The following is a 4,657-nucleotide window of genomic DNA, read 5'->3' as shown; positions in this document are numbered from 1 at the left end:
TTTTATCATTACCCTCAAACCACCTTCTCCGCGAGTACGCGTTTACTTTACAAGTTCGTTCACAGAATTACGATCGTCTCGTTAGTACAACCTCTACTTCTTTATTCGCAATGATTCCTACAGGGCAGCCGATGCTTATAACGTTCCCTATTGATAAAATGAGGTTCCGTTCTACCGTCAAAGCTATAGCGATAACGCTTACTAACAGTAACGGCGCGTATTATTTTGATAAAATATGTCTCAGCACAAATACTGTTCCTGTGATGACAGCAACTCCTATACCTATGGAGTCCGCGGGTAATGTTCCATTGGGGTACCACCTTAAATTCAAGCAGGGAAATAGTACGTATTACCGCGGTGCATATTATTATGACCCTGCAAAAAAAGTTGAACTTTCTTTCGTTTTTAACCGTCCGATACAACAAAAGGAAGAGAATATAGTTGTGGTTACCTCCAGCGATACAGGGAAAACTGTAGAGTTTCCTGTTGTATTAACCCCGGGCATGATGTCAGTTGATATTGAAATATCGCTATTTCCCGGAGAAAATAATTTGATTACGTTTAAGGGAGATACACATGTGTTGTCAGTAAAAAGTATAACTAATATTGTGAAAAGTAATATTGAAACTTACACCTCACGAAAAAAATCGGGTAACCCATTCTATCGCGGGATAGTATCAATGTACGCCAGCCATATTTATGATCAAGACAAGTATCCTGATATCCCAAAGATTATTGATATGCTGAAAGATGCCGGGGTAAACAATTATTCGTACCTTATTTACGGCCAGTCAGCGAAGGAGTATGCAAAACTGCCGGACTTCTGCTCTGCTGCAGCAAAGGAAGGGATTGAAGTTTGGGTATACCTTGTACCTCCTTCAGAGGCGCCGATTAACCACAGAGATAAGGATATACAAAAACGTAAGTATCCACCGTATGATATGGACTATGTTAAGTGGATGGAAGAACTTGCCAAAATTTCGTTGAAATATCCTAATTTCACAATGATAATGATCGACGATTTTTATCATAACCTGGAGTATTTTACATTGGACTACACAAAAAAGATGTACAAAGCATTAAAAAAAATTAATCCCCTCTTGATGTCAGGCCAGTGCGTGTACCGCCGGCAGATAGATGCTTGTGTTGCCGCGGGATACCTTCCGTATATCGACGCGTTTGTTTGGGGATACCAGGGCTCAATTGCTGCTGATCCCGAAGCTGGGCTGGACTGTGCAAGTTTGCCGGTAGATATTTACGATTATTACTTTTTATGTAAAGACAAAATAATAATCCCGTGCGTATACTTCACCCCGCATTCATCCTGGCCAAGAGGACGGCCAACAAAAGAATATCTTGAGAAAGCAATGCAGATCGAGTGGGAACAAACCGGTATTATGTGGGTGTATACCACCCCGCCGCAGGGTTCTTGGAAGTATAATATGATAAAAGATTTTGTGAAAGATAAAAAACTTGAATATTTGAAAGGACGGTAATGACTAGTTATGGCTCAACAAAAACAGTGGTGGCTTAACGAACCGATACGGATTATTGAGTTCCCGGATAAGTTTAATGATTACGCGAAGAAAGTACAAACCCTGAAAAAACTCGGGGGTAATGCCGAGCATTTGCTTAACTACGCGTTTAAACGCGGGAAAAGTGAGCAACTTGAAACGTTTCATGAACCCGGGGAGCATTATCTGGAAGTTGATGCTGTATCACTAAAAAAATATCTCGAACATACAAGGAAACAAAAAACGCGGGTGATTGTGTACTATAACGTTCACGCAGAAAATAAAAAGTATATTGATCTTATGCCGGGCTGGGTACAACGGAAAGAAGACGGTACGGCTATTGATAACCTCTATGGCCTTAACACATCGTTTTGTGTTAATAGTCCATGGAGAGATAGGGTATTCAAAATCGTAGGTGATCTCGCATCCTGCGGGGTGGACGGCATATTTTTTGATGGGCCGATTTTTGTGACAAACACGTGTTACTGTGCGGCATGTAAAACCGCATTCCAAAAAAAGTATGGGTACGAGTTACCATCAAAAACTAAGCTTGTTTCCCAACGCGAGAATCCGCAGTGGTACGACCTTGTGGAGTTTCAGTCAGAAAGTATAAGTTCTTTTCTTGCTGAATCAAACCGACAAATAAAAAAGGTTAATCCTGATACGTTACTGTATATGAACGGCAACACATTATCCCCTGACTGGCCGACAGGGCGGAATAACCGCAAGGTAATCGAAGTTACCGACGTCCTCGGTGCAGAGGGCGGGTTCTTGTACGGCGAACTCCGTGAATCTATCTATAAACCCGGCGCAACGGCGAAATGGGTTAATGGATTGGCGAATGGTAAACCATCAGTTGTTTTCTGTGCAGCGGGGCATAAGCCATGGAATTTTTCTACTCTTCCCGCTGGTGAGATCAGTATTCTGTACAGTCAGACTATCACGCATCAGGCAAATGTGTGGTTGGCATATTCCGATGACCCGTGGTGTTATCAGGACGAAGTTAAGGTTTTGCAGAAATATAATGCGTTTATCAAAAAGTATCCTGAACTGTTTATGAATACCGTGTCGTTAGCGTCAGTAGCACTGGTATGGCCTGCTCAAACAGGGAATTATTATACAGGATCTGAAATCCCGCTGACAGATTTTACGAAAGAAATGAAATCTGAAAAAGCAGGGAATGTTCTGGAAGAGTTCTACGGTTTATACGCTATTCTCGCAAGGAACCATGTGCCGTTTGATGTTATCGACGAAAAAACTCTTGAGAATACCGACCCGAAGTACAAACTGGTGGTATTCCCTAATGTCGCGTGTATGTCAAAAAAAATGGTTGATGGGGTTAAGAAGTTTGTGTTTTCCGGAGGGAACATTATGTCCTCGTTTGAAACGTCGTTATATGACGAAAAGGGAAAGAAACTTGAAAACCTGCAACTATCGGACGTTATGGGTGTCGAAAATGTTAGTACACCGTTTGGCCCATTGAACTGGGATTTTATCTACGCAGCGGATCCTGGGCATTATAGTGTTAAAGGCTTGGTAAAACGTAACTATATAGTATCAACAATTCACGGGCTAAACATCACTGCAAGAAAAAATGCTGTGGTGCCGATTAAGTATTTTGATCCTCTCGTAGGAAGGTATGCCGGTTCACCTAAGAAGTCAGAGAAACCGTTCCTCATTGAGAATAAATACGGAAATGGGAGATCGATATTTTTTGCTGGAACTATAGGCCATGCAGTAGCCAGGTTTAACTTTCCCGACTTTTATCGTATTGCCGGGAATGCCTTAAAACCATTAGCCGGAGTTGGGGTTAAACTGACCAACGCACCGTCTTCTATCGAGATTACGGCAAGAAAAAATAAGGAGTCCGGCGATGTATACGCATACTTCGTGAACTTGACATCAGAAAGTAAACGCCCGATTGAGCAAATTGTGCCGGTACATGATGTCGGGGTTGAACTTAAAATTGATAAGAAAGTAAAGAATGTTACAGCATTATGGGCCAGTAAAAAAATTAAGTTCACGCAAAAAGGTAGTACTGTGAAGTTTGTGCTTCCTAAAATTGAAGAATACGAAGTTGTAAAACTTGAAGGCAAATAAATCGTTTATTTTCTATAAATTTTTAAAACTTTATAGTTTAATTTACCCGCGGGTACCTGAACGCTGACCTCATCGCCTTCTTTATGGTTTAATAATCCTTGCGCAAGCGGGGATGATAATGAAATGTTCCCAACTGAAAAGTCCAGGTTGCCCGGTGCGACAAGCGTATATTCAACTTCTTCCTTAGTTTTTAGGTCGATCAACTTCACTGTTGCGCCGATCAATACGCTGTCAGTAGGGATTTTGCTGTAGTCTATTATTGTAGAAGTTGCGATCAATTCCTGTAGCTCAAAAATACGTTTTTCGTTGAGTCCCTGCGCATCTTTTGCCGCATCATACTCCGCGTTCTCACGTAGGTCGCCTTGTTCCCGGGCTTCGCCTATAGCGGCTGATAACTCTTTCCTCCGCTTCTTCATCTTTTCCATTTGTTCTATCATTTTATCATATTCTTGTTTTGTAACATGATTATCGCTCATATAAAATACTTACCTCCATGTTGTCTACTATCATTATATAAATTGTTTATCAAAAAAAATAAATGATTCTGCAACTATTCCTCTTCAGGCCCTTCTGACTTGATTTTATGGTGTGCCTTTATATGCGTGGCAGGGAGTAAATGTTTTGGGAGGAACCAAAAATTTGCGATTGCCGTAGGTATAACAGCGCTAGCGATCACGGTCATTACCAATAGCGAATACTGGAATTCCGTAACGATACCATGCGAGAAGCCGTATAGTGCGGAGATCGTGCCGAAGGTTAGCCCTGTGGACATGAGTAATGTGTAATACCAGCGTTCCGAAAATTCTTTACGGAACATCCCGATAATCGGGCGTAACCCGAATATCTTGGAAGCAACTTTACCAACGAGAAGTATGACAAAAACAATCGGTGCGGAGATCAATGCCGGGATTGAAACAAATGAACCTGCACGAAGAAAATAGAATGGTGTGAGGAACCCTACGGTCAGAGTCCTCAATCTTCTTATCCATATATGGTTTTGTGACGCAAATTCCGCAAGTGCCATACCCGCGATGTATGCCGGT

The 4,657-nt window shown here is 41.7% G+C and carries 4 protein-coding genes; 2 read left to right on the top strand and 2 right to left on the bottom strand.

Going from position 1 to position 4,657, the window contains the following annotated elements:
* A partial coding sequence (locus tag WC955_13135; protein ID MFA5859998.1) for a hypothetical protein occupies positions 1–1,496 on the top strand: 1,496 nt, incomplete at its 5' end.
* Between the two features lie 9 nt (positions 1,497–1,505).
* On the top strand, positions 1,506–3,614 hold the full coding sequence (locus WC955_13130) for an alpha-amylase family protein (GenBank protein MFA5859997.1): 2,109 nt from the start codon (positions 1,506–1,508) through the stop codon (positions 3,612–3,614).
* A gap of 5 nt (positions 3,615–3,619) precedes the next feature.
* Here the strand turns inward: WC955_13130 and greA are convergent, their stop codons facing one another.
* Positions 3,620–4,090 (bottom strand): transcription elongation factor GreA, encoded by a 471-nt coding sequence (gene greA / locus WC955_13125; protein ID MFA5859996.1) that lies wholly within the window; start codon positions 4,088–4,090, stop codon positions 3,620–3,622.
* 74 nt (positions 4,091–4,164) lie between these two features.
* Positions 4,165–4,657: cation:proton antiporter (locus tag WC955_13120; GenBank protein MFA5859995.1), on the bottom strand; the 493-nt coding region annotated here is incomplete at its 5' end.

The sequence above is a fragment of the Elusimicrobiota bacterium genome, assembly GCA_041658405.1.
Taxonomy (GTDB): Bacteria; Elusimicrobiota; UBA5214; order JBBAAG01; family JBBAAG01; genus JBBAAG01.
The sequence above is the reverse complement of the archived record's forward strand: the minus strand, read 5'-3'. Positions and strand labels throughout refer to the sequence as shown.